The following is a 24996-nucleotide window of genomic DNA, read 5'->3' on the forward strand; positions in this document are numbered from 1 at the left end:
CGTCGCCGATGGGCGATGCGTTGGCGCCGTCGAAGTCGACCTGGAGCGTGACCGGTCGGGTGATGTCGCGGACCGTCAGGTCGCCGGTCACCGCCCAGGTGCCCGACGTCCCGGCTTCGACCTTCGTCGACCGGAAGCTGATGGTCGGGTACTTCTCGGCATCGAAGAAGTCGGCGCTGCGCAGATGGGCGTCGCGATCGCGGTTGCCCGTCTCGACGGTGGCGACCTCGAGCTCGACCTCGACGTGGGACCGCTCCGGCTCGTCGGCGATGGTGATGGTCCCCGACACCTCGGGGAAGCGGCCCCTGACCTTGGTGATCATGAGGTGACGGCCGATGAACTCGACCGAGGTGTGCGCCGGGTCGACGGTGTACTCGCCGGCCGCGGGGATCTCGCGGTCGTCGTGGGTGCGAAGGATGCTCAGTACTTGGGTCATGGGAGGGTCCTCCTCGTGTCGGTCGCGACGTTCATCGCGCCGCGTGATTGGAAGGTGGTGGCGGGCCCGGCGCTCATGGGTGGGAGAACGACGCGGCGTCGTCGACCGTGAAGGCGAGATCGTCGAGGTAGCAGTACCACCAGTCCTCACCCGGTTCGTAGGACTGGATGATCGGGTGGTGCTGTGAGGCGAAGTGCGCGGTGGCGTGGCGGTTGGGCGAGTTGTCACAGCAGCCGACGTGGCCACAGGACATGCACATCCGCAGGTGCACCCACTGGCCGCCGATGCGCAGGCAGTCCTCGCACCCGGTGCTGCTCGGGGTGACGTCGACGACCTGGTCGAGGTGCGTGCAGGACTCGCTCACGCGAAGCTCCGGGGCGCGAGCTGATCGGCGGGGATGATCCCGAGCCGGCCCGCCTGATAGTCCTCGACCGCCTGGATGATCTCGTTCCGGGTGTTCATCACGAACGGGCCGTAGTGGGCGATCGACGCGCCGATCGGGAGCCCGCCCAGCAGGAGCACGTCGAGCGGTTCGGCCTGCCGGTCCGCCGCGGCCACGATCAGATGGTCGCCGGCGCCGAAGACGACCAGCTGGCCGCTCTCGATCGGGCGGTGCTCGGGCCCGGCGGTGCCGCGACCGGTCAGGGCGTAGGCAAAGCCGGTGAAGGCGGGGTTCCACGACACGGACAGCTGGGCGCCGGGTGCGAGGGTCACGTGGGCGTAGGTGATCGGGGTGTGGGTGACGCCCGGTCCGTCGAACCCGGCGATGTCCCCGGCGATGAGGCGGATCAGCGCGCCGCCGTCGTCCGAGGTGAGGAGCCGTAGCGCTTCCTTCGTGATCGCCTGGTAGCGCGGCGGCGTCATCTTCAGCGCCGGGGGCAGGTTGACCCACAGCTGCACCGCGTGCGCCGGGCCGCCGCCCCGGTACATCTTCTCGGTGGGCAGCTCGTCGTGCAGGATGCCGCCACCGGCGGTCATCCATTGGGTGTCGCCTTCGCGGATCACGCCGCCGCCGCCGTTGGTGTCGTGGTGCGCGATCTCGCCGTCGAGGATGTAGCTGACCGTTTCGAAGCCGCGGTGCGGGTGCCATGGCGCGCCCTTGGCTTCGTCGGGCCCGTTCACCTGCGGGCCCAAGTGGTCGAGCAGCAGGAACGGGTCCGCCTCCGCCATCGACAGGCCGCCCGGGAACGGTCGTCGGACCGTGAACCCGGCGCCCTCGGTCTGGCGGGGCGCGGTGACGACCCGGGCGACCGGTCGCGGAGTCGAGGCCGCGGGGTCGGGGCGGGGGACGCGAGGAAGGACGAGCGTGTCCTCGACGGTGATGGCGGGCATGGTGATCGTCCCCTTGATCCGAGGTTTTGATGACGCGTCTACAATAACAAATGTTTGATGATGCGTCAACAAAGCCGTAGGCTCTGGGTGTGGCCAAACCGCGATGGCTCGACGACCGCCAGCAGCTTCTGTGGCAGGCGTATCTGCACGTGAACCAGCACCTCTACGCCTTTCTGGAGCAGCAGCTCGTGCGCGACTCCGGGCTGTCGGGGTCGGACTACAAGGTGCTCCATCCGTTGTCGGAGGCCCCCGGCGGCCTCCTCCGGGCCCGGGAGCTCTGCACGGAGATCGGGTGGGACCGCAGTCGCCTCTCGCACCACCTCGGCCGGATGGAGAAGCGCGGCCTGGTCGTCCGCGAGGAATGCGTGGAGGACGCTCGGGGCCTGATGGTGCGACTGACCGACTCGGGACGAAAAGCCATCGAACGCGCCGCGCCACAGCACGCCGAGCTCGTGCAGCGCTGCTTCTTCGACCTGCTCTCAGATGACGAGTTGGCGACGCTTCTCGCGGTGTTCCAACGCGTGCTCGAGAACCTCACGAGGGAGACGACGACGGCCTTCTCCGAGCGGTGATAAGGATCCTGCTGTGAGCCGCACGGCCGAAGAACGACGTCTCCACGACCGGCGGTGGTGGACGCTCGGCGTTCTCTGCCTCAGCCTGCTCATCGTGTTCGTCGGCAACTCGAGCCTCAACGTCACGATCCCGACGCTGTCGCGCGAGCTCCACGCGACGACTTCGCAGTTGCAGTGGGTCGCCGCCGCCTACTCGCTCGTGTTCGCCGGCTTGCTGTTCACCGCCGGCGCCCTCGGCGACCGGTTCGGGCGGAAGGGCGCGCTGCAACTCGGTCTCGTCGGGTTCCTCGCCGGCGTCGGTCTCGCGTCCATGTCGACCGCGATGTGGCAGCTCATCGCGTGCCGGGCGCTCATGGGTGCCTGTGCCGCGTTCATCATGCCCTCGACGCTGTCGATCCTCGTCAACGTGTTCGCACCTCACGAACGGGCCAAGGCGATCGCGATCTGGGCCGGTGTCACCGGCGCCGCCGGCGCGGTCGGCCCCGTCGCGAGCGGTTGGCTGCTCGGCCATTTCTGGTTCGGATCGGTCTTCCTCGTCAACGTGCCCATCATCCTCGCCGCCCTCATCCTCGGCAGCTTCCTCGTGCCGAGGTCGAAGGACCCGCAACAGGCCCAGCTCGACCTCGTCGGCGCGGGCTTGTCGGTCATCGGGATCTCGTCGCTCGTCTACGGCCTCATCCAGGCGCCCGCCAAGGGCTGGTCGAGCACGGAGACGCTTGCCGCCTTCGCGGTCGGCATCGCCGTGCTCGCGGTCTTCGTCAAGTGGGAGTTCCGGGTCGACGAGCCGATGCTCGACATGAGCTACTTCCGCAATCCTGCGTTCAGCACCGCGACGGGCGGCATGGTGCTCGTGTTCCTCGCGATGTTCGGCGTGATGTTCCTCATCACGCAGTACTTCCAGCTGATCCTCGGGTACAGCGCGCTGTCCGCCGCGCTTCGGTTCCTGCCCATGGCCCCGATCATGATGGTCGTGTCCCCCCTGACGCCCCGCATCGTCAACCGACTCGGTGCCAACCGCACGGTCGCCACCGGCATGGGCCTCGTCTGCGTGGGGTTCCTGCTGTTCACCCGGCTCGGCGTCGGCACTCCCTACAGCTACGTGCTGCTGTGCGTGCTCCCGCTCGTGAGCGGCATCGCGCTCACCATGTCGCCCATGACCGCAGCGATCATGTCCGCCGTCCCGCCGCGGCGCGCGGGCTCGGGCTCTGCGATGAACGACGCGACGCGCGAGCTCGGCGCCGCGTTGGGTGTCGCCGTTCTCGGCAGCGTCGCCGCGTCTCGATACGGCTCCGGGCTCGGCTCCGTCGCCGGCGCGTTGCGCGCCGCCGACCGCTCCCGGGCGCTCGGCTCGCTCGCCGGCGCCCTGCAGACCGCCGGCCGGCTCCCACAAGCGGCCGCCACCCGCCTGACCCTCGGAGCCGAGCGCGCCTTCGTCTCGGGCATCCACTTCGCGGCCTTCACCGGTGCGCTCCTCGCGACCACGGCAGCATTCATCGTGTACCGGTTCCTGCCCCACGACATCGCACAGCACGGCGCCGTCCACGGGCCGGTCGAAGCCCTGGAAGAGGTCGCCGAGCTCGCCTTCGCCGGCGTGCCACCCGTGTTCGCCGACACTCCCGAAGCCGCCGGCGGGCCCCCCGAGCCCGAGCGCGCGAACAGCTGACCCGACAGCGGCCAACCGCAGCACGCTATGAAAGGCGGCGACGTGGCCGTAGAGGAAGTGCCCGACTCTGGCCGGTGGGTGACGCTCGGCATCGCGATCCTCTCCGCGTTCATCGTGGTGATGGACAACACCGTGCTGAACGTGTCGATCCCGACCATCCTGCGCGAGCTGCACACGACGCTCCCGGCGCTCGAATGGGTCATCACCGGCTACGCGCTGACGTTCGCCGCCTTGCTCATCATCGGCGGGCGGCTCGGCGACGTGTACGGGCACCGGCGGGTGTTCATCGCGGGAGCGTCGCTGTTCGGGTTGGGCTCGCTGATCGCCTCGATCGCGACCTCGGTCGGCCAGCTCATCGTGGGCGAGGCGATCATCGAGGGCGTGGGCGCGTCGCTGATGCTCCCCGCGACGCTGGCGATCCTGTCGAGCACGTTCCGTGGACGCCAGCGCGCGACCGCGTTCGCGGCGTGGGGCGCGACCGCGGGTGTCGCGGCGGCGTCCGGTCCGGTGATCGGTGGCTTTCTCACGACGAACTACTCGTGGAGGTGGTCGTTCCGGATCAACGTGATCGTGGCGCCGATCGCGGTGCTCGGTGCTCTCTTCTTCATGAAGAAGGCGCGCCACGCCGCGGAACGACTGCGAATCGACGTTCCCGGCGCCGTCCTGATCGCGCTCGGCATGTTCCTGCTGGTGTTCGGGCTGAGCCAGGGCGGCATCTACGGGTGGTGGCAGCCACTGAAGGATCTCTCCGTGAGCGGTCACGAGCTGTGGCCCACGTCGCGGTCGATCTCGGCGATCCCCGTGGTCTTCTTGATGTCGGGGGTCGTCCTCGGCGCGTTCGCGTGGCTCGAGCTTGCGAAGAGCCGGGCGAGACGCGATCCGCTGTTCGAGTTCTCACACTTCCGCTTCAAGACCTACCGCTACGGTCTGATCACGAGCATGGTCGTGGCCATGGGTCAGCTGGGCCTCAGCTTCGTGCTGCCGGTGTTCCTGCAGGACGCGAAGCATCTGAGCGCCGCTCGCAACGGGTTGTGGATGCTGCCCACCGGGCTCTTCGTCATCGTTGGGGCCCAGACCGGAGGTCTGCTCATCCGCCGCTACGGCACGACCGTCATCGTGCGCGCCGGCCTGGTGATGTACGCGATCGGGATCCTGCTCATCTTGCGCGTCGTCTCGCTCGACATCACCGCCTGGTCGCTGCTCCCCGGGCTCGCGTTCTACGGCGGGGGAATCGGGTTCGCCGGCGCGCAGCTGACCAACGTCGTGCTGTCAGAGATCCCGGCCGCGAGCTCCGGCGTCGCGAGCGGCGCCAACACCACGACCCGGCAGGTGGGAGGCGCGCTCGGCGTCTCGGTGATCGGATCGCTGCTCACCGTGCAGAGCATCGGCTCGGCGACGCGTGCGATCCGCGCCTCCTCGCTCGCCGAGACGATCAAGGCAAAGGCGATCGCAGGGGTGCACGCGGCGGGGTCGGGGTACGCGCCGCCGCCGTCGCTGCGCCCCCGAGACGCCGCCATCCTGCGGCACGCGATCGAGAACGGTGTCGCCACCGGCACCAGGTGGGCACTTACGTTCGCAGTGGCCGTCGTGCTCGTCGGCACCCTGCTGTCGCTGCTGATCCCGAAGGACCTGGCGCCCGCCCGTGCCGAGGTCTTGGACGCCGCGGGACCGCTCGTGGCGGACCTGGAGCCCGCGCTGATGGGGGAGGACGTGTGACCCTCGAACAACCGAAGATGCCCGCCACCACCCGGCTCCTGACGGTGTCGGCGACGTACGGTGCCGGGGGGAGCGTCATCGCGCCGCTGCTCGCCGAGCGTCTCGGCCTGCCCTTCGTCGATCGGCTCAGCCGCCCGCAGGGCCCACCGGCCGACGCGTCGGAGCGGGCGAGCGCGGAGGAGCTGGCGGAGGCCCCGCGCAGCTCGTTCCTCGAGAGCCTCGCGCTGCTGAGCGCCGAGTGGAACCTCCCGACCCAACGCGATCCCGAGGACCTGCCGGGCCGCGTCCGCCGGGAGAACGACGACGCCCTCCGCCGCCTGCTCGAGGGCGAGGGCGCGGTGGTGCTCGGGCGGGCGGCTGCGGCGGCGCTGGGCCGAGGCCCGGGCCTGTTCCATGTGCGACTCGACGGACCGGTCGATCGACGAGCCGCGCGGGGCGCGGCCTGGGAGGGAGTCGACCTCGACACCGCTCGAAGGCGACTCGACGAGACCGACGCCACCCGATCCCGGTACGTCCGCAAGCTCTACCGGCGGGACCCCGCGGATGCGTCGCTCTACCACCTCGTCCTCGATGCCACCGTGCTGTCCACCCACGACTGCGTCGCGGTCATCGCCGCCGCGGCCCAGGCCTCGTGGACGTTCGACGAGCTAGCCGTCGACGAGCACCTCTCGTCGGGGCGCGCCAGGCGCGACGACCCGGGCTGAGCGGGGCCGTGCCGTCGAGGAGTCGGTCGGTGACGCGGCCTCGTCGGATACGCTCCCCTTTCACAGGGCTGGACGAGACGGGGTGGTGGCATGTTCCCTGTGCGACTCGGAGGCGCACGACGTCTCGCCCGGAACGCGATCGTGCTCGCGGCGAGCCTTGCGCTGGTGACCGGGGTCGCACCCGTCCCTGCGACCGGCGCCGTGCCCGCCGGTGAGTTCAACTTCGTCGTGACGTGCACGTTCAGCCATCGACTGGCCGACGACCCGATCGTCTTCCCCGGCCAGCCGGGGATGTCGCACCTGCACGACTTCTTCGGTGCCAAGACGACGAACGCGTTCTCGACGTACGACTCGCTGCGCGCCTCGTCCACCTCGTGCCAGAACCCGTCGGACACCGCCGGCTACTGGTTCCCGTCGCTGCTCGTCGCCGGCCAACCCGTGCAGCCCACCCAGATCAACGCCTACTACTCGAACAAGGACCTGCCGCTGCCAGTGCGCGTCTTCCCGAAGTCGCTGAAGATGGTCGCGGGAGACAGCCACGCGACCGCCCCGCAGTCGACAGGCATCACCTCGTGGAGCTGCGGACCGGTGTCCAGCCAGCGGAGCGTGTCCGACCTTCCCACGTGCGCTCCCGGCGAGACGCTGCGGCTACGCGTGCGATTCCCCGACTGCTGGGACGGCGTCAATCTGGACTCGCCCGACCACAAGAGCCACATGGCCTACGGAGTCGGCGGCGCGTGCCCGAGCGACCACGCCGTGGCGGTCACGAGCCTCGGCATCACCGTGATCTATCCGATCCGGGGTGGTCCCGGTGTCACCTTGTCGTCGGGTGGCACCTACAGCGGCCACGGTGACTTCTGGAACGCCTGGAACCAGACGACCGAGCGCAACCTCGTGCGCGATTGCATCAACGCGGCGAGGAACTGCGGCAACGTCTGATCGCGGCCCCGCGACGTTTGCACCCGCGTCGATCGCCCGTCGCGCCGTCGACTCAAAGTGCGCTAAGCAGGGGCGATGAGCGCGGAGGAGCCGAACACAGCACGAACCGACGCCCCCCGACCGACCACGGTCGTCGTCACCGGCGCGTCGGGCTGGCTCGGTCAGAACCTCGTGCGCGCGCTCGCGCACGAGCGCCAACGCGTCCGTTGCCTGGTGCCCGCCGGCAACGAGGCACCGTTGCTCGAGGTCGTCGGCCCTACGGTCGAGGTCGTGGTCGGCGACGTGCGAGACCCGGCGGCGTTGGACCGCGTGTTCGAGGGCGTCGGCCCCGCGAGCGTCTTCCACGCGGCGGCGGTCATCCACCCGCAGAAGCACACGCGCGAGTTCTTCGACGTCAACGTCGGTGGCACGCAGCTCCTGCTCGACCGGGCGCGGCGCGCCGGCGCGGTGCGGTGCGTGTACGTCTCGTCGAACTCGCCCTTCGGCGCCAATCCGACGACGACGGCCGTGTTCACCGAGGATTCCCCGTACAACCCCTACCTGGGATACGGCCACTCGAAGCTGGAGGCCGAGCAGCTCGTGCAGCGCAGCCACGAGCGCGGCGACGTGCCCACCGTGATCGTGCGGGCACCCTGGTTCTACGGGCCCCACCAGCCCCTTCGCCAGACGCAGTTCTTCGCCGCCGTGCGCCGCGGCCGGTTCCCGCTCGTGGGTGACGGCACGCAGCGACGCTCGATGGCCTACACGGGCAACCTCGTGCTCGGGCTGCTGCGGGCCGAGGTGGCCGAAGTGGCTCCGGGACGGGCCTACTGGATCGCGGACGCGCGGCCGTACGAGCTGCGCGAGATCCTCGACACCGTGCGCGACGCGCTCGAGGCCGAAGGTCTGACCGCGTCACACCGGAAGCTGCGCGTGCCCGCACGCGCCGCAGGTCTCGCCGCCGCGCTCGACCGGGTGCTCCAAGACCGCGGCCGCTACGTCCAGCCCCTGCACGTCCTGGGCGAGCTGAAGGACACCATCGCGTGCGACATCTCGCGGGCGCGCCACGAGCTCGGCTACGACCCTCCCACCGAGCTGCTCGAGGGCATGCGCGCGAGCGTGCGCTTCTGTCTCGAGCGCGGCGACCCCTTGTGAGCGGACGCACGGTCCTCGTCACCGGCGGGAGCGGCTACTTCGGCACGGTCGTCGTCGAACAGGCCCGAGCCCGCGGCGACCGCGTCCGGGTGTTCGACCTCAACGAACCCGCGCCCGCGTCGACACCCGGGGAGGAGGTCGACTTCGTGCAGGGCGACGTCCGCGACCGCGAGGCGCTCCGCGTCGCGTGCGACGGCGTCGATGTGGTGCTGCACAACGTGGCCCAGGTGCCCCTCGCGCGCGATCGCGAGCTCTTTTACTCGGTCAACGTGATCGGCACGGCGAATGTCCTGCTCGCGGCGCGTGACGCTGGAGTCGGCAAGGTCGTCCACACGTCGTCGAGCGCGGTGTTCGGCATTCCCGACGCGAACCCGGTGACGGAGGCGACGCCCGGACGGCCGCTCGAGTCGTACGGGCGGGCGAAGCTGCAGGCCGAGATGCTGTGCCGCGACGCGGTGGCGGCGGGGCTCGACGTGACGATCGTGCGTCCGCGTACCATCCTCGGCCACGGTCGCCTGGGGATCATCGCCGTGCTCTTCGAGCTCGTGGCGGAGGGGGCGCCGGTCTACGTCCTGGGCCCGGGCGACAACCGGTACCAGTTCGTGCACGCGTCGGATCTGGCCGACGCGTGCCACCGCGCCTCCGAAAGGGCGGGGCCGGCGGTCTACAACGTGGGGACGACCGAGTTCGGCACCATGCGCGAGACGCTGCAGGCCCTCGTCGATCACGCCGACACCGGGTCGCGGGTCGTGTCGCTGCCGACCCGGCCCGCCGCCGTGGCCATGCGGGGCCTCACCCAGCTCGGCCTGGCCCCGTTCGCGCCGTACCACTGGCTGCTCTACGGCGAGTCGCTGTGGTTCGACACCACACGGGCGCGCACCGAGCTGGGTTGGGAGCCCACGCACTCCAACGCCTCGATGCTTATCGAGTCCTACGAGTGGTTCCTCGCTCACCGACGCGAGCTCGCCGACTCACACGGGTCGCACCATCAGTCGCTCGTGCCCATGGGACTCCTGCGCGTGCTGTCATGGGGCGGGGTGAGACGCCGGGGGGCACCTCCGTATACTTCGCCCCGATGAAGCCCGCTTCTGTACGCGGTGCCTCGCTCGAAGGCATCGACGCGGGTGCGGACCACTCCATGGCCGGCGGGCCTCGCCCTCCCTCCGCCTTCTCTCCCGGGGCGGCCGGGTCGAGAGCGCGCCTGGGCGCCCGTCCCGCGTTTCTGGTCGTGGGCCTGCTCGTGCTGCTGGCGGTGCCGTTGGCGGTGGCGCTGGGCGCGCTGCACCAGCCCCGGTGGTACCCGATCGCCGACCTGGCCCAGACCGAGCTGCGCGTGCGCGACGTCGGCGGCGCCCATCCTCCGCTCATCGGCCTGCCCGGCCGGCTCGGCTCGTTCGGGCGCCAGGGCAGCCACCCCGGACCGCTCAGCTTCTGGGCGATGGCCCCGGTCTACCGCCTCTTCGGCGCGTCGTCGTGGGGCATGCAGGCGGCGGCCGTCTCCCTCCACGTGCTGGCGATGGCGGCCATCCTCGCCATCGCGCACCGGCGCGGCGGCGCGCTGCTCACGCTCGCCATGGCCGCGATGCTCGCCGTCCTCATCCGCGTGTACGGCACACCGACGCTGACCGAGGCGTGGAACCCGTACCTGCCGGTGCTCTGGTGGGTGGCGTTCCTGCTCGCGATCTGGTCGGTCCTCTGTCGCGACCTGAAGCTGCTGCCCGTCGCCGTGTTCGCCGCGTCGTTCTGCATGCAGACCCACCTGCCGTACATCGGGCTCGCCGGGGTCGCGTTCGCCGTCGCCTTCACGGTCGTCGCGTTCCAGACCTGGCAACGCCGCGCCGAGCCGGGTGCGGTGCGCGAGCTCACGCGCTGGGCGCTGCTCGCGGTGGGCGTTGGCCTGGTGCTCTGGTTGCCGCCGATCGTCGACCAGCTCACGAGCGATCACGGCAACCTGTCGGTCGTCTGGAAGGAGCTGACCCACCCACCCGAGGCTCCGATCGGTGTGCGCCGCGGGCTCGAGCTGCTGCTCGTGCACCTCAACCCGTGGCGGCTGGTTGCCCGGCAACCGACCGCGACGACCGGCGCGCTGCTACCGGGCGGGCTGCTCCTCGGCGCGTGGGCGGCGAGCGCCGTCGTCTCGTTCCGGCGGCGGCATCGGTCGCTGCTGCGGCTCCACCTCGTGCTCGCGGGCGCACTCGTGCTGGCCGCGTTGTCGATGACCCGCATCCACGGCGTCGTCTGGTACTACCTCGTCCTCTGGGCCTGGGCCGTCAACGCGTTGATGGTGCTGGCCACCGGCTGGACCGTGAGCGCAGTCGCGTTGCGTCGAGCGTCGGGTGAGCGGCGCGAGACGTTGCTCAGTGCCGAGACGTTCGCGCTCGTCGGCGTCATCGTCGTGTCGACTGCCGTGTTCGCGGCCGACGCGACCGGCGCCGAGGTGCCCGATCCCATCCGGTCGAGGGTGGTGGGCGAGCTGGTCGGGCCGACGGTCACCGCCCTGCCCCAGGGGCGCGACGGCCGCTACCTCGTCACCTGGGCCGACCCGATCTCGATCGGGGCACAGGGGATCGGCCTGTTCGACGAGCTCGATCGGCAGGGCTTCCACGTCGGCGTGCCCGGCATCCAGGGGACCGGCGCGACCCGGCATCGCGTGCTCGACCCGACCAGGGCCACCGCAGAGGTGCACCTCGCCGTCGGCCCCGAGATCGACAAGTGGAGCGCCAATGCCGGCGCGCGCCGGGTTGCCTATGTCGACGTGCGCACGGCCGCCCAGCGCACGGAGTTCCGACGGCTCCGGAGCGAGGTTGTCCGCGAGTTGCAGGCGGCCAATCAGGCGGACGCGATCGGTGAGGTCGACAACAGCTTGTTCGCCAGCATCTTCGACATGAGGCTGCCGCGCCACGTGCGCGTGCTGATGGCGCGGATGTTCGCGATCGGGCTGCCCGCGGCCGTGTTCGTGGGCCCGGTGGTGACCACGGGGCGACCGAAGTGATCCGAGGCGTGTAGCAGAGAAGAGTCATCGACCGGGGAGGACACGATGGCAGACCTGGAATCGGCGCTCGCTGACGTCGTCGGGCGTGAGCACGTGCTGGCGGGTGACGAGATCAGTGATGACTACGGCCACGACGAGGCGCTGACCGCGGTGGCCCAGCGGCCGGCGTTCGTCGCCCGTCCCGCATCGACCGCCGAGGTCTCCGGCCTCCTGCGGGTGGCGGACGAGCACCGCGCGCCCGTCACCGCCCGCGGCAACGGCACCGGCCTGTCGGGTGCGGTCGTGCCCGAGCCCGATGCGATCGTCGTCTCGTTCGAGCGCATGTGCCGCGTCCTCGAGATCGACGACCAGAACCACGTTGCCGTCGTGCAACCCGGGGTCTCATTGAGCCAGCTCGACCAGGAGACGGGTGCGCACGGGCTCGTGTACCCCGTGTACCCGGGCGAGTACAGCTCGAGCCTGGGCGGCAACGTCGCCACCAACGCGGGCGGCATGCGCGCCGTGAAGTACGGCGTGACCCGCCATCAGGTGCTCGGCCTCGAAGCCGTGCTGGCCAACGGCGACGTGATCCGCACCGGGGGCAGGTTCGTGAAGGCGACGACCGGCTACGACCTGACGCAGCTCATCATCGGCTCCGAGGGCACGCTCGCGCTCGTCACCGAGGCCACGCTCAAGCTCTATCCGCGGCCACAGCACCATGGCACCGTGATGGCGCCGTTCCGCGTGCTCGGCGACGTGATGGCGGCGGTGCCGAAGATCGTGGCCAGCGGCATCGGCCCACTGATCCTCGAGTACATCGACACCGTCACCATGGCCGCGATCACGCGCCACGTCGACCTCGACCTCGGCATCCCCGACGACGTCCGGGAGGGTGCGCTCGCCTACCTGGTCGTGATGATGGAGAACACCCATGCCGAGCGGCTCGACGACGACGTGCAGGCCCTCGCCGAGCAGCTCGCGGAACTGGGGGCGATCGACGTGTACGTGCTCCCCCCGCAGGCCGCCACCCAGCTCATCGAGGCGCGAGAGAAGGCGTTCTGGGTGGCGAAGGCGAGTGGCGCCGACGACATCGTCGACATCGTCGTGCCCCGGGCGGCGGTGGCCGAGCTGATGGCCAAGGTGGCCGACGTGGCGTCAACCCATCAGTCGTGGATCGCGGGGTGCGGCCACGCGGGCGACGGGAACGTGCACTTGTCGGTGTTCCAGCCCGACGCGGAACAGCGCTCCAAGGTGCTGCGCGCGTTGTTCGAGGCGGGCATGTCGCTCGGGGGCGCCATCTCCGGCGAGCACGGCATCGGCACCACCAAGCGGCGCTACTTCCTCGAGCTCGAGGATCCGGTCAAGATCGAGCTCATGCGACGGATCAAGCACGCCTTCGACCCGAACGGCATCCTCAACCCCGGCACGCTCTTCTGAGGAGACGACATGAACGGTGCACAGGCGCTCATCCGGACGCTCGTCGATTGTGGAGTCGACGTGTGCTTCACCAACCCGGGCACCTCCGAGATGCACTTTGTCGCCGCGCTCGACGCGGTGCCCGAGATGCGCGGTGTCCTCGGGCTGTTCGAGGGCGTCGTCACCGGCGCCGCCGACGGCTACGGCCGCATGGCCGATCGTCCGGCGGCGACGCTGCTGCACCTCGGGCCCGGGCTGGGCAACGGGCTCGCCAACCTGCACAACGCCCGCCGGGCGCGCACTCCGGTGGTCAACATCGTCGGCGACCACGCCACCTACCACCGTCAGTTCGACGCACCCCTCGCGTCCGACATCGAGACGGTGGCTCGCAACGTGTCGAGCTGGGTGCGCTCGTCGTCGACCCCGGCCGAGGTCGCGACCGACGCGGTCGACGCGGTGACGGCGGCGGTGGGCCCCCCGGGCCAGGTCGCCACGCTCATCCTGCCTGCCGACGTCTCGTGGCTCGATGGCGCCGCGCCCGCGCGGCCCAGGCCACCGACGTCGCGCCCTGCGATGCCCGACGACGCGGTCGTGGCCGCGGCAAAGGCGCTGCGGTCGGGAGAACCGAGCGTGCTGTTGCTCGGTGGTGTCGCGCTGCGCGAACCGGGGCTGGTGGCGGCCAGCCGCGTCGCCAACGCCACCGGGGCCAAGCTGTTCGCCGAGACCTTTCCCGCCCGGCTCGAGCGGGGAGCCGGGGTGCCGGCCATCGAGCGGCTCGGGTACCTGGCGGAGTTCACCATGGCCCAGCTGGCCGGCGCCCGTCATCTCGTGCTCGTCGACGCGCGAGCGCCGGTGTCGTTCTTCGCCTACCCGAACAAGCCGAGCGACCTCGTGCCCGACGACTGTGAGGTGCACGTGCTGGCGGCGGACGGCGCCGACGCAGTCGGCGCGCTCGACCACCTCGCCGAGATCGTCGGCGCGGCCGCGGACAGCGCGACGCGCCAAGCCGCGCAGCGGCCCGAGCGGCCCACGGGCACGCTCACCGGCGAGGCGATGGCCAACGCGATCGGCGCGCTGCTGCCCGAAGGGGCCATCGTCTCCGACGAAGCCAACACGGCGGGCCTGTGGGCTCCGGGCGCCACCGCCGGCGCGCCTCGCCACGACTGGCTGACCCTCTGTGGCGGCGCCATCGGCCAGGGCCTCCCCGTGGCCACCGGCGCCGCGGTCGCGTGTCGCGACCGCAAGGTGGTCTGTCTCGAGGCGGACGGCAGTGCGATGTACACGTTGCAGTCGCTGTGGACCCAGGTGCGCGAGGGACTCGACGTCACGACGGTGATCTTCAACAACCGCTCCTACGCCATCCTCAACCTGGAGCTGCACCGCGTGGGGGCGGATACGGGCCCGCGTGCGCTCGACATGCTCGACCTCACCCGCCCCGACATCGACTTCGTGTCACTGGCGCGTGGCATGGGTGTCGAGGCCACCCGACCCGCGAGCGCGGAGGACTTCGCATCGGACTTCGAACGGGCGATGAGCTCGCCCGGGCCGCACCTCATCGAAGCCGTCCTGCCTCCGAGGTTGTGAGGACCGAAGCGAAGCGACGCCGACGTTGCGCGCGGGGCTGTGCTTGACTCAGCCGCCATGGAACGGACCCTGGTTCTGATCAAGCCCGACGCGCTCGCGCGCGGGCTGGTCGGCGAGATCACGACGCGGTTCGAGCGCAAGGGCCTGCTGCTCGTCGGCTGCAAGATGATGCGGCTCGACGCCGCCCTGCTCGCCGAGCACTACGCCCACCACGTCGACAAGCCGTTCTATCCCCGTATCGCCGAGTTCATGTCGGGCCTGCCGGTCGTGGCGCAGTGTTGGGAGGGGGTCGACGCGGTGCGGGTCGTGCGCGAGATGACGGGCGTCACCAACAGCCGCGAGGCCGCTCCGGGCACGATCCGGGGCGACCTGGGGATGAGCCTCCAGTGCAACGTCGTGCACACGTCGGAGAGCGTCGACGTGGCGGAGTCCGAGGTGGCCCGCTTCTTCACGCTCGACGAGCTGCACGACTACGAGCCCCCGTCGTTCTCCGTCGTGTACGCGGCCGACGAACGCGCGTAGCGGGGGATCAGCGCAGCTCGTAGATGCCCTCGCCGCGTTCCTTGGCCGCGTACATCGCCTGGTCGGCGGTGCGCAGCAGCGTGCCGGGGTCGATGCCCGGCCCGCGCGCGAGGGCGACGCCGATGCTGGCGGTGACCGCCACGGTCGCGCCCTCGATCGTTACCGGCTCCGCGATCAGCGCGCCGACGCGCTCGGCCAACACGCAGGCGTCGTCCTCGTCGGCCAGGTCTTCGCACAGCACGGCGAACTCGTCGCCGCCGAAGCGCGCCACCGTGTCGGAAGGACGGAGCGCGTCGCGCAGGCGGCCGGCCACGACGCGGAGGAGCTCGTCCCCCGCCTCGTGGCCAAACCGGTCGTTCACCAGCTTGAAGCCGTCGAAGTCGAGGAACAGCAGGGCCACCAACCACGGCCGCCGCTCGACCCGGGCCAGCGCCCGCTCGAGCAGGTCGAGGAAGAGGGCCCGGTTCGCCAGCCCGGTGAGGAGGTCGTGCGTGGCCCGGTAGTCGAGGTCGACGGCGGTGGCGGCCTCGTTCACCGCGATGGCGGTCAGCCGGCCCGAGAGCTCGAGCAGGCGCCGCTCGTCGGCCGTGACCCGTCCGCCCGGCTCGGCCAGGATGATCACCGCGCCCATCGAACGCTCTCCGCTCGCGATTGCCACCGGCACCGACCAGGCGGGCACCAGTCCGTGGCTCTGCACGAGCGACCGGAAGCTGTCCCAGCCGGGGTCGGTGACCACGTCTGCGGTCATGCCCTCGCCGGCGTGCACGGTCGCACCCTCGATGGCCCGCCGGACGTCCGGCGTCAGGCTCGGCGCGGCGGCGGTGCGAAGGCTGTGCCCGTCCTCGTCGAGCAGGACGACAGCGCACCTCGCGCCCACCACGTAGCTCTCGATGAGCATGGCCAGCGCGTCGAGGGTGGCTTCGAGCGGCTCGCGACGGGCGACCATCTCGAGCACGCGCGAGTGGCCGATGAGCAGCGCCTCCATGCGCTTGCGCTCACGGATGTCGCGGATCGTCATCACGATCCCTGCGACCGCGGGGTCGTCCAGGCGGTTGTTGGCCACCATCTCGACGGGGACCCACGAGCCGTCCGCGTGGGCGAGGCGCAGCTCGAGGGGAAGCTTCACGCCGGGCTCGGCGACCGTCTCGACCATCGATTCCACGGCCAGTTTCAGCTCGTCGGGATGAATGAGCTCGAGCGCGCTCGACCCGATGTGCGAGGCGACGTCCCATCCGAGGAGGCGTTCGGCTGCGGGGCTCGCGTACTCGACGGTCGCATCGCGATCGATGACCGCCACGATGTCGGACGCGTTGAGGACGAGCGACCGGAAGCGCGCTTCGCTGTCGCGCAGCGCCGCCTCGGCCTGGCGCGCCTCGGTGACATCGACACCAGTGCCGATGATGAAGACGGGCTCGCCGTCGTTGCCCGGGATCGCGGTGTTAGACCATTCGATGCGCCGGCGCCGCCCGTCGCGCGTGAGCCAATGGATCTCGAGCTGGCTGGTGGGGTGGCCGCGCTTCAGCGCGAGGAACGCTCCGCGCGCGCCGTCCAGCTCCTCGGGGACGACGAAGAGATCCCAGAAGGGCCTGCCCAGCACCTCGTGCCGCGTCCACCCCGTGGCCAGCTCACTCGCCCGGTTGAAGCGCACGATGCGACCCTCGGGGTCGAGCACGACGACAAGGGATGCCATCGCCTCGAGGATCGCCGACATCGAATCGCGCTCGTCGGTCAGCGCGGACACCGTGGCCAAGTGCGCCAAGCCGGTGTCGACGAGCCGGGCCAGAAGCTCGATCGTGATGACGTCGGCATGGGTGAATGCGGCGGTCGTGTGCGAGACCACCTTCAGCACACCGGTCGGACCGCGGTCGTACGTCAACGGCGCCACCACGACCGATCGGGTACCCGACTCGAGCGCGGCGGCGACATCGACGCGCGGGTCGGCGTGGGTGTCGTCGCAACGCAGCGCGTGGCCCGTGCGTGCGCACAGGCCGGAGAGGCTGGCGGTGGCGAGCCGGCGGCCCCGGACGCCGGCGAGGCTGGCGCGAGCCGTGGTCAGCACGAGGTCGTCGCCCTCGACCTGCTCGACTCCCGCCCCGTGGGCGCCGGTGATCGCCAGCGCCCGCTCGACCACCACCGTGAGTGCCGCCGACGGGCTCAGCCCGGGCGCGCTGAGCTCGGCGTGGGCCCGGGCGATCGCCGCCAGCCGGTCGACTCGACCCTGGTCGGCGTGGAGCCGACCGAGCGTTGCCGCCTCGCGGGCGGCCAGATGCTGGTCATCCATGGTCCTCGCGGGTATCGGCGCCGCGGGGACCGGGGTTGACGTCGGGTCAGTCCCCCACGCCCACCTCGGCGGTGCAGAACGCGCAGCGACGGGCCTCAACCGGGATCGAGCTGAGGCACTCGGGGCAGTCTCGAGTGGTCGATTCGACGTCCGTCTCGGTCTTGCGCCGGGCCATGAGGGCGTTGATGGGCACGACGACGAAGAAGAACACCGCGGCGGAGATGAGGACGAACGCGACGACGGCGTTCAGGAAGTCGCCGTAGGCGAACCTGCTCTGTCGGATGTGGAAGTCGAGGTCGCTGAAGTTCGTCTTGCCCGGAATCGAGATGATCGGGGTGACGATGTCTCGCACGAGGGCGGTCACGACTGCGCCGAAAGCAGCGCCGACCACCACGGCCACGGCCAGATCGACGACGTTGCCGCGCAGGAGAAATGCCTTGAAGTCTCTGAGCATGAGCGTTGGTCTAGCCCTCACTCACCGCTCAGGCCAAGGGGGTCGTCCAGCTCTGCGATCCGTCTCGTCTCGAAGCCGAACCAGCGCAGCGTCACCTGCACGAGCGGTCCTATCCCGCACGCGAAGACGAGCGTGCCGATGCCTGCGGTCCCGCCGAGCGCGATCCCGATCACGAGGACGGTCACCTCGACGACGGTGCGGGCCCACCGGATCGACCAGCCGACCCGGTCGTGCAGTCCGGTCATCACACCGTCGCGCGGGCCCGCACCCATCTCGACGCCGAGATACATCCCTGACCCGACCGCGAACAGCACCACACCGAGGGCCATGAGCGCGATGCGCAGCGCGAGGTTGTGGGCCGGGTCCGTCTGTGGCAGCAGGAGGTCGATGGTGACGCCGATGACCACCACGTTGGCGACCGTGCCCGCTCCCGGCCGGCGGCGCAGCGGCCACCACGTCACCATGAGCAGGGCGCCGACGACGATGCCGACGGTGCCCAACGGCACGCCCGTGCGCCGGGAGATGCCCTGATGGAGCACGTCCCACGGGGCGAGCCCGAGACGCGCCTGCACCGACGCGCAGATGCCGGTGCCGATGACAACCAGGCCGACGACGAGCTGGGCCCAACGCCGGACGAGGCGCCGGCGGCGGGCTATTTGGGTTGCGGGACGAGACGCAGGTACGGCTTCACCGTCTTCCAACCGTCGGGGAACTTCTCCTTGGCCTCCTCGTCGGAGACGGCCGGGATGATGATCACGTCCTCACCACTCTTCCAGTTCACCGGAGTCGACACCTTGTGCTTCGCGGTGAGTTGGAGCGAGTCGATGACGCGCAGGATCTCGTCGAAGTTGCGGCCGGTGCTCTGCGGATAGGTGATGCTGAGCTTCACCTTCTTGTCCGGCCCGATCACGAACACCGAGCGCACGGTTGCGGTGTCGCTGGCGTTGGGGTGGATCATGTCGTAGAGGTCGGCGACCTTCTTGTCGGGGTCGGAGATCAGCGGGTAGTTGGGCGCCGCGCCCTGCGTCTCCTCGATGTCCTTCGACCATCCCTCGTGCTTGTCGAGCGGATCGACGCTGATGGCGATGATCTTCACGTTGCGCTTGTCGAACTCGGGCTTGATCTTCGCCATGTAGCCGAGCTCGGTGGTGCACACCGGCGTGTAGTCCTTGGGGTGCGAGAACAGGACCCCCCAGCTGTCGCCCAACCACTCGTGGAAGTTGATGGTGCCCTCGGTGGTCTCCGCGGTGAAGTCGGGGGCGTCGTCGCCCAGCCGGATCGCCATCTCTGATCCTCCCTGATCTGGGTTCTACGTGTGCGCGGGAGCATAGTCGACCTCAGTGGTCAACTTTCTGGGCGCCGGGTCACGCGTCGGAGTCGCGGTGCAGCAGGAACGTGCCCGTGCTGCGGCTGACGAGGCGGCCCGCGCCGTCGCGCACGGCCGCCTCGGCGAAGGCGACCTGGCGGGCCAGGCGGGTCACGTGGGCCCGGGCCGCGTGGGCCTCGCCGGACGACGCCGGCCGCATGGTCTCGGTCTTCATCTCGAGCGTGGCCCGGGTGCGGTCGCGGCCCTCGAGCGAGGCGTTGACGGCGAAGTTCATGGCCGCGTCGAGCACCACCGCATGGGCGCCGGCCTGCACCACGCCGTGCGGGTTGCACGCGAGCGCGGTGGGCGTCCACGTCGCCTCGACCCAACCGCCGACACCGTCCGCTCCATCCGTCCCGTAGGCGGTGAACGACGCGCCGAGCGCCTCGATGAGCACCATGCCACCGTCACCGAGCCAGCGGTCCATGTTCTTCTTCACGGGGCGACCGTGCCACGAAGTTGACCGTTGGGTCTAGTGTCGGCGTCGAACGTCTCGAGGAGGTAGGCATGGCCGATCGCGCCGCCGTCAACAGCGCTGCCGTCAACAGCACCGCCGTCATCGTCGATGCCGTCCGCACCGCGGGAGGGAAGCGCAACGGGAAGCTGAAGGACTGGCATCCGGTCGACCTCGCGGCGGAGACGCTCCGTGCCCTGGTCGAGCGCAACGACCTCGACCCGGCGCTGGTCGAGGACGTGATCATGGGCTGCGTCATGCAGACCGGTGAGCAGGGGATCAACATCGGCCGCAACGCGGCCCTCGCGGCGGGGTTCCCCGAGTCGGTCGTCGGCACGTCGATCGACCGGCAGTGCGGGTCGTCGCAGCAGTCGGCCCACTTCGCGGCCCAGGGCGTGATGGCCGGTGCGTACGACGTCGTCATCGCGGCCGGCGTCGAGAGCATGACGCGGGTGCCGATGGGCGCCACGCTCACGAACGGTCCCGGCCTGCCCTTCGGGCCCAAGATGATGGAGCGCTACCAGGCGGTGGGCGGGCTCGTGCCGCAGGGCATCTCGGCCGAGTTGATCGCGGAGAAGTGGAGCCTCAGCCGCGAAGCCCTCGACGGGTTCAGCGTCGAGAGCCACAAGAAGGCAGCCCGCGCCACCCAGGAGGGCCGCTTCGACCGCGAGATCATCCCGATCACGGTCGAGGTCGACGGCGAAAAGCAGGAGCTGCGCGCCGACGAGGGCATTCGTCCCGACTCGAGCCTCGAGACCCTGGCCAAGCTCAAGCCCGCGTTCAAGCCCGACGGCGTGGTCACCGCGGGCAACTCGTCGCAGATCACCGACGGGGCGGCCGCGCTGCTCATCATGAGCGAGGCCAAGGCGCGCGAGCTCGGGCTCACGCCGAGGGCGCGCTTCCACGCGTTCGCCTTGGCCGGCGTCGACCCCGTCACCATGCTCACCGGCCCGATACCGGCCACCACCAAGGTGCTCGAGCGGGCGGGCATGAAGCTCGACGACATCGACCTGATCGAGATCAACGAGGCGTTCGCGTCCGTCGTGTTGGCGTGGGAGAAGGAGCACCATCCCGACATGGCGAAGGTGAACGTGAACGGCGGCGCGATCGCCCTCGGCCACCCCCTCGGCTGCTCCGGCGCCAAGCTCATGGCCACGCTGCTCAACGAGCTCGAGCGCACCGGCGGGCGCTACGGGTTGCAGACGATGTGCGAGGGCGGCGGCATGGCCAACGCCACCATCATCGAACGCCTGGGGTAGGCACCGGCCGGCGCCATGCCGTTCGTCCTCAAGCTTTTCATCGCGGTCGCCGCCTTCGTGGTCATCATGCGCGTCGGGATGTCGATCCTGCGCGCCCTGGCGCAACCCAACGTGCCCCCCGCGCCGGGCGAGATGCGCAAGGTGAACCTGCGCTACCGCTGCTCGATCTGCGGCACCGAGGTGCGGATGACCCAGGCCAACGAGGAGCTGCCCGACCCCCCGCGGCACTGCCTGGAGGACATGGACCTGGTGGCGCCGCCCTTCGAGTGACTTGTCCACACCTGTGGACAACCCTGGGGAGAGTCACACGGTTGTAACTCGCCGTCCACGCTCCGTGACCCCGGGCGACGCCTCGGCGCCTCCCACCCCGGGTCAGTGGTACTGGGTGGCGGTGACGAAGCCGGCGGTGATCAGGACGAGGCCGATGATGAGGTAGCCGTTCTTCGCCCCACCCGGGAGCAGGCCCACGTAGTTCGAGAGGATCGTGAACATCCCGAGCCCGAGGAAGGTGAACATCAGGATCGGGACGATCCTGGGGCTGACCTTCTGCTCCCTGGGGATCGGCGGCGTGTACCGCGACGACGCCTTTGGAGTGACCCTGCCACCGTGGGTGCCCGGCTTGTTCGGCTTGACCCGCTTCGCCATGCCCGAAGGATAAACGAGTCCCTCCGGCGCAAGGGGCTGCGGCTACCGTGCGGGCGTGGGCGCGACCGTGCTCGTCATCGACAACTACGACTCGTTCGTGTTCAACCTGGTGCAGTACCTGGGCGAGCTCGGGGCGGAGCCGGTCGTCCACCGCCACGACGAGCTCACGGTCGACGAGATCGTCGACCTCGACCCCGACGCGGTGCTCATCTCACCCGGTCCCGGGCGGCCCGACGACGCGGGCGTGAGCAACGCCGTGATCGAGCGACTGGCGGGGGTGAAACCGATCCTCGGGGTGTGCCTCGGCCACCAGTGCATCGGTCAGGTCTTCGGCGGGACGGTGGTGAGGGCGCCCTCCGTCATGCACGGCAAGACATCGTTGGTGCACCACGACGGCAAGGGCCTGCTCGCCGGCCTGCCCGAGCCCTTCGAGGCGACGCGCTACCACTCGCTCGTCGTCGCCCCCGAGTCGGTACCGTCCGTCCTCGAGGTCACCGCTCGCACCGACGACGGCGTCGTGATGGCGCTGCGCCACCGCGAGCTACCCGTCGAGGGCGTGCAGTTCCACCCCGAGTCGATCCTCACCCAGGCCGGCCATCAGCTGCTGGCCAACTTCCTCGCCCTCGCCTGAGCGACGCTACGGCTGCGCGCCGACGGTGATCGTGACCGTCGACCCCTTCGTCACCTTGGCGTTGGGCGCGGGGTTCTGGCTGATCACCTTGCCGATGTCCTTGTCCCTCTGGGCCGGCTCCTGCTTCACGTCGACACCGAAGCCGGCGTTCTGCAGGTCGGCGGTCGCCTGCGCCTGGCTCTCCCCCGTCACGTCGGGCACGGTGGCCGTGTCGGGCCCGGTGGAAACGAAGATGGTGACGGTCGATCTGGCGTCCGCCTGCTGGCCCGGGGCGGGATCGGTGGTGATGACCTTGCCCTCGCCGACGGTGTCGGACGCCTGGTTCCGCGTCGTCGTCTGGAAGCCCTGCTGACCGAGGAGGTTGGCCGCGTCGGCCAGGTCTCGGCCGCGGACGTCGGGCACCGTCTTCCTCTCACGACCGGAGGAGACGACGATGGTCACCGGCGCGTCCTTGGCTGCCTGGTCGTTGGCCTTCGGAGTCTGCTCGAGCACGCGGCCGGCCTGAACGTCGTTGTCGGCGCGGCGGGTGACCGTCACGTTGGTAAAGCCTGCACGTCCGAGCGCGGCGACGGCCGCGGCCTCGTCCTGACCCACGACGTTGGGCACGGTCAGCGGCGCCGCCCCCGAGCTGACGACGATCGTCACCTCGGAGCCCTTGTCGGCCTTCACGTCGGCGTCGGGCGTCTGGTCGAACACCTTGCCGGACTCGACCGTGTCGTTCGCCTTGTGTTCCACCTTCACCTTGAAGCCCTTGGCCTCGAGCCGGGTGCGGGCCTGGTCCTCCGTGAGGTTGACGACAGTGGGGACGGCCACGCGCGTCGCCGCCTTGTCGAACAGCCCCAGCTGGCTGGCCAGCAGCCACAGCAGCACGCCGAGCACGGCGAGGAGCCCGAGCAGCAACGCGACATAGCGGCCCATGCCGCTGCGCGCGGGCGCCTCCTCCGGAAGCACGGTGCCCACCCGGGTCTGCGACACGACGCGCGTCGCGTCCAATGCGGGTGTCATGACGGTGGCGTCGAGCGGTGGTGCCAGCACGGGCTCGGCCTGCACCCGCTGACCCTGTCCGAAGCGGATCAGATCGGCGCGCAGGTCGTCGGCCGTGGCGTAGCGGTTGGCCGGGTTCTTCGCCATGCACTTGAGGACACAGGCTTCGAGGTCGGGGGGCACGTCGGCGTTGACGCTCGAGGGCGGTGGGGGCGTCTCGCGCACGTGCTGGTACGCGATGGCGACCGGCGAGTCGCCGGAGAACGGCGGCCGGCCGGTCGCCATCTCGTAGAGCACCACGCCCAGCGAGTAGACGTCGCTGCGCGGGTCGATGGCACCGCCCTGGGCCTGCTCGGGTGAGAAGTAGGTGGCGGTGCCCATGACCGCGCCGGTCTGGGTGAGGTTCTCCTGCATGTCGCCACCGGCGCGCGCGATGCCGAAGTCGGTGACCTTGACCCGCCCTGCGCGGTCGATCAACACGTTGCCCGGCTTCACGTCGCGGTGCACCACGCCGTGGCGGTGGGCGAAGGCGAGCGCGCCGGCGATGTCGGCCCCGATGTCGGCCGCGCGCTGTGGCAGGAGCGGGCCCTCGCTGCGGATGATGTCGCGCAGCGTGCGACCCTCGACGTACTCCATCACGATGTAGTAGGTGCCGTTCTCCTCGCCGGTGTCGTAGACCGACACGATGTTGGGATGGTTGAGCGCCGCGGCGGAGCGGGCCTCCCGGCGGAACCGCTCGACGAACGAGCGGTCGGCGGCGAACTCGGGGAAGAGCACCTTGAGCGCGACTCTGCGATCGAGGAGCTGGTCGTGGGCGACGTAGACCTCGGCCATCCCGCCGCGCGCCAGGTGCTCGACGATCTCGTAGCGTCCGCTGTAGACCTGCGTGCTCACGGGCGAAAGCCTACGGTGCCGCCGGCCGCGGTTGGGCCAGCGCGGCCTGGACGACGGCCTTGGCTACGGGGGCGGCGTCGATGCCGCCGGTCACCTCGTTCACGTTCGACTGGTTCTCCAGGATCACTGCGACAGCAACGGTCGGGGCGTCCGCCGGCGCGAAGGTGATGAACCAGGCGTGGGATGTGTCGCGACCGGTCTGCGCGGTACCCGTCTTGCCGGCCACCTGAACGCCTGGGATCGCACCGCGAAATCCGGTGCCGTGCGCCACGACGTCGATCATCATGTCGCGCATCTGGGCCGCCACCTCGGGCGAGATGGCGGTCACCCACGGCTTGGGACGGTAGCGCTGGACGACCCTGGCCCTCGCTGTCGCGGGCTTCCGAGAAGACGTGGGGTGTCATCGCGGTGCCGTTGTTCGCGATGGCGGCCGCGACGAGCGCCATCTCGAGCGGCGAGGCGGACACGTCCTGTTGGCCGATGGCGGACTTCGCCAGTGCCGGCTTGTCCTTGTCCAACGCAGCCCCGTCGGGGAAGAACGACGTCGCGGGTGCGGGAAGGTCGATCGGCGGCCGTCGGTTGAAGCCGAACGCATTCGCGCCGCCGGCCAGGATCGGCCCGCCGAGATCGAGCCCGAGCTGCGCGAACACCGTGTTGCACGACACCCGCAGTCCCTGTGCGATGTTGCCACCGCAGCGCCCCCCGCCGAAGTTGGCGAGGCGCTGGTTGCGCGTGTTGGGGAGGAGGAGCGAGGTGAGCTGCGGGAACACGGGGTTGGTCGGTGTGCGCCCGTTGCTCAACGCGGTCGAGGCGGTGACGACTTTGAAGGTCGAGCCGGGGAAGTAGCGCTCCCGGAAGCTGCGGGGGAGCAGGGGCTTGTCCGCCGCCGCGTTCAGCAGGTCCCACGTGGCGCGCACGGTGTCCTGGTTGTGACCGGCGAGCGGCGTGGGGTCGTAGGACGGGAAGTTCACCATCGCCAAGACGGCACCGTCACGCGGGTCGAGCGCCACGACGGCGCCGTGGCGATTGCCGAGCGCCT

At 70.3% G+C, this 24996-nt stretch carries 25 protein-coding genes and 2 pseudogenes (1 of these 27 only partly in view); 14 read left to right on the forward strand and 13 right to left on the reverse strand.

Going from position 1 to position 24996, the window contains the following annotated elements:
- The 3 genes from E6G06_05045 to E6G06_05055 all read right to left on the reverse strand — a co-directional run.
- On the reverse strand, positions 1 to 436 hold a 436-nt coding region (locus E6G06_05045), incomplete at its 3' end, for a YceI family protein (protein TML92790.1).
- A gap of 73 nt (positions 437 to 509) precedes the next feature.
- Positions 510 to 800, reverse strand: a complete 291-nt coding sequence (locus E6G06_05050; GenBank protein TML92753.1) for a UBP-type zinc finger domain-containing protein — start codon at positions 798 to 800, stop codon at positions 510 to 512.
- On the reverse strand, positions 797 to 1768 hold the full coding sequence (locus E6G06_05055) for a pirin family protein (protein ID TML92754.1): 972 nt from the start codon (positions 1766 to 1768) through the stop codon (positions 797 to 799). The genes E6G06_05050 and E6G06_05055 overlap by 4 nt, the downstream gene beginning before the upstream one ends.
- Positions 1769 to 1857: 89 nt before the next feature.
- On the opposite strand from E6G06_05055, the gene E6G06_05060 reads away from it, so the two are divergent.
- The 11 genes from E6G06_05060 (at position 1858) to E6G06_05110 (ending at position 14989) form a co-directional block, all read left to right on the forward strand.
- A complete protein-coding gene (locus tag E6G06_05060) occupies positions 1858 to 2340 on the forward strand; it encodes a MarR family transcriptional regulator (protein ID TML92755.1) in 483 nt (160 codons plus the stop codon).
- Positions 2252 to 4003 (forward strand): DHA2 family efflux MFS transporter permease subunit, encoded by a 1752-nt coding sequence (locus tag E6G06_05065; GenBank protein TML92756.1) that lies wholly within the window; start codon positions 2252 to 2254, stop codon positions 4001 to 4003. The genes E6G06_05060 and E6G06_05065 overlap by 89 nt, the downstream gene beginning before the upstream one ends.
- Positions 4004 to 4030: 27 nt before the next feature.
- Positions 4031 to 5719: an MFS transporter gene (locus E6G06_05070; protein ID TML92757.1), complete on the forward strand. Its 1689-nt coding sequence runs from the start codon at positions 4031 to 4033 to the stop codon at positions 5717 to 5719.
- 17 nt (positions 5720 to 5736) lie between these two features.
- Positions 5737 to 6423 carry a cytidylate kinase-like family protein gene (locus E6G06_05075; protein ID TML92758.1) on the forward strand — a complete coding sequence of 229 codons (687 nt, stop codon included), beginning with the start codon at positions 5737 to 5739 and terminating at the stop codon, positions 6421 to 6423.
- A 90-nt stretch (positions 6424 to 6513) separates the two neighbouring features.
- Positions 6514 to 7362 carry a DUF1996 domain-containing protein gene (locus E6G06_05080; GenBank protein TML92759.1) on the forward strand — a complete coding sequence of 283 codons (849 nt, stop codon included), beginning with the start codon at positions 6514 to 6516 and terminating at the stop codon, positions 7360 to 7362.
- A 75-nt stretch (positions 7363 to 7437) separates the two neighbouring features.
- Positions 7438 to 8496 carry an NAD(P)-dependent oxidoreductase gene (locus E6G06_05085; GenBank protein TML92760.1) on the forward strand — a complete coding sequence of 353 codons (1059 nt, stop codon included), beginning with the start codon at positions 7438 to 7440 and terminating at the stop codon, positions 8494 to 8496.
- Positions 8493 to 9575: an NAD-dependent epimerase/dehydratase family protein gene (locus E6G06_05090; protein TML92761.1), complete on the forward strand. Its 1083-nt coding sequence runs from the start codon at positions 8493 to 8495 to the stop codon at positions 9573 to 9575. The genes E6G06_05085 and E6G06_05090 overlap by 4 nt, the downstream gene beginning before the upstream one ends.
- Positions 9572 to 11488: a hypothetical protein gene (locus E6G06_05095; protein ID TML92762.1), complete on the forward strand. Its 1917-nt coding sequence runs from the start codon at positions 9572 to 9574 to the stop codon at positions 11486 to 11488. The genes E6G06_05090 and E6G06_05095 overlap by 4 nt, the downstream gene beginning before the upstream one ends.
- A 45-nt stretch (positions 11489 to 11533) precedes the next feature.
- Positions 11534 to 12904 (forward strand): FAD-binding protein, encoded by a 1371-nt coding sequence (locus E6G06_05100; GenBank protein TML92763.1) that lies wholly within the window; start codon positions 11534 to 11536, stop codon positions 12902 to 12904.
- Positions 12905 to 12913: 9 nt separating this feature from the next.
- Complete coding sequence (locus E6G06_05105) at positions 12914 to 14467, forward strand: acetolactate synthase large subunit (GenBank protein TML92764.1); 1554 nt, start codon at positions 12914 to 12916, stop codon at positions 14465 to 14467.
- Between the two features lie 57 nt (positions 14468 to 14524).
- Positions 14525 to 14989, forward strand: a complete 465-nt coding sequence (locus E6G06_05110) for a nucleoside-diphosphate kinase (GenBank protein TML92765.1) — start codon at positions 14525 to 14527, stop codon at positions 14987 to 14989.
- A 7-nt stretch (positions 14990 to 14996) separates the two neighbouring features.
- Here E6G06_05110 and E6G06_05115 read toward each other — a convergent pair whose 3' ends face one another.
- The 5 genes from E6G06_05115 to E6G06_05135 all read right to left on the reverse strand — a co-directional run bounded on the left by E6G06_05115 (position 14997) and on the right by E6G06_05135 (position 19529).
- Positions 14997 to 17270, reverse strand: a complete 2274-nt coding sequence (locus tag E6G06_05115) for a diguanylate cyclase (GenBank protein ID TML92766.1) — start codon at positions 17268 to 17270, stop codon at positions 14997 to 14999.
- 46 nt (positions 17271 to 17316) lie between these two features.
- Positions 17317 to 17724, reverse strand: coding sequence for a large conductance mechanosensitive channel protein MscL (gene mscL / locus E6G06_05120; GenBank protein TML92767.1), 408 nt, complete (start codon positions 17722 to 17724; stop codon positions 17317 to 17319).
- Positions 17725 to 17741: 17 nt separating this feature from the next.
- On the reverse strand, positions 17742 to 18425 hold the full coding sequence (locus E6G06_05125; protein TML92768.1) for a hypothetical protein: 684 nt from the start codon (positions 18423 to 18425) through the stop codon (positions 17742 to 17744).
- The gene (locus E6G06_05130) at positions 18377 to 19009 is read right to left on the reverse strand and encodes a peroxiredoxin (protein TML92769.1); all 633 of its coding nucleotides are present in this window, start codon (positions 19007 to 19009) and stop codon (positions 18377 to 18379) included. Before E6G06_05130 ends, E6G06_05125 begins: the two co-directional genes overlap by 49 nt.
- 79 nt (positions 19010 to 19088) lie before the next feature.
- A complete protein-coding gene (locus E6G06_05135) occupies positions 19089 to 19529 on the reverse strand; it encodes a PaaI family thioesterase (protein TML92770.1) in 441 nt (146 codons plus the stop codon).
- 68 nt (positions 19530 to 19597) lie between these two features.
- Between E6G06_05135 and E6G06_05140 the strand changes: the two genes are divergently transcribed.
- Positions 19598 to 20803, forward strand: a complete 1206-nt coding sequence (locus E6G06_05140) for a thiolase family protein (GenBank protein TML92771.1) — start codon at positions 19598 to 19600, stop codon at positions 20801 to 20803.
- 15 nt (positions 20804 to 20818) lie between these two features.
- Positions 20819 to 21073 carry a hypothetical protein gene (locus E6G06_05145; protein TML92772.1) on the forward strand — a complete coding sequence of 85 codons (255 nt, stop codon included), beginning with the start codon at positions 20819 to 20821 and terminating at the stop codon, positions 21071 to 21073.
- A gap of 102 nt (positions 21074 to 21175) precedes the next feature.
- Here E6G06_05145 and E6G06_05150 read toward each other — a convergent pair whose 3' ends face one another.
- Positions 21176 to 21448, reverse strand: a complete 273-nt coding sequence (locus E6G06_05150; GenBank protein TML92773.1) for a cell division protein CrgA — start codon at positions 21446 to 21448, stop codon at positions 21176 to 21178.
- Positions 21449 to 21503: 55 nt separating this feature from the next.
- On the opposite strand from E6G06_05150, the gene E6G06_05155 reads away from it, so the two are divergent.
- Positions 21504 to 22079, forward strand: a complete 576-nt coding sequence (locus E6G06_05155) for an aminodeoxychorismate/anthranilate synthase component II (protein TML92774.1) — start codon at positions 21504 to 21506, stop codon at positions 22077 to 22079.
- A 6-nt stretch (positions 22080 to 22085) separates the two neighbouring features.
- On the opposite strand, the gene pknB is transcribed toward E6G06_05155, so the two are convergent.
- The gene (pknB, locus tag E6G06_05160) at positions 22086 to 23957 is read right to left on the reverse strand and encodes a Stk1 family PASTA domain-containing Ser/Thr kinase (GenBank protein ID TML92775.1); all 1872 of its coding nucleotides are present in this window, start codon (positions 23955 to 23957) and stop codon (positions 22086 to 22088) included.
- A gap of 10 nt (positions 23958 to 23967) precedes the next feature.
- Positions 23968 to 24285 (reverse strand): hypothetical protein, encoded by a 318-nt coding sequence (locus E6G06_05165; protein TML92776.1) that lies wholly within the window; start codon positions 24283 to 24285, stop codon positions 23968 to 23970.
- A gap of 34 nt (positions 24286 to 24319) precedes the next feature.
- A pseudogene (locus E6G06_05170) lies at positions 24320 to 24996 on the reverse strand (penicillin-binding protein 2).
- Positions 24948 to 24996 (reverse strand): annotated as a pseudogene (locus tag E6G06_05175) (hypothetical protein); it runs 443 nt beyond the window's last position. The pseudogenes E6G06_05170 and E6G06_05175 overlap by 49 nt, the downstream one beginning before the upstream one ends.

It is taken from the genome of Actinomycetota bacterium (assembly GCA_005888325.1).
GTDB lineage: Bacteria > Actinomycetota > Acidimicrobiia > Acidimicrobiales > AC-14 > AC-14.